Raw genomic sequence first — 261 nt, forward strand, 5'->3', positions numbered from 1 at the left:
ATTCCCCCACGCAAGCTGAATTCCCCAGGAGCTTCTACCATCGACTTACGCTCATAACCAATATGATGTAAAGTATGCAAGAATCTATCTAAATCAATCTCTTGCCCTAGACTGATTTCGATTTGCCTTTGCTTCCACAATTCTTCCATTGGTAAAAATCTGCGTAGTCCTGCAACTGGTGCTACAATAATCCCATTCTCTCCTGCAGCTAACCGATTCAATACTTCAATACGTTGCGCCTTCAATTCTGGGCTTGCAGCA

At 43.3% G+C, this 261-nt stretch carries 1 protein-coding gene; it reads right to left on the minus strand.

Annotated features, from left to right (window positions below):
• Positions 1-261: hypothetical protein (locus KVT31_RS29680; RefSeq protein ID WP_254637332.1), on the minus strand; the 261-nt coding region annotated here is incomplete at both ends.

This window comes from Bacillus sp. GbtcB14 (genome assembly GCF_019091205.1).
GTDB classification, from domain to species: Bacteria; Bacillota; Bacilli; order Bacillales; family Bacillaceae_G; genus Bacillus_A; species Bacillus_A cereus_AG.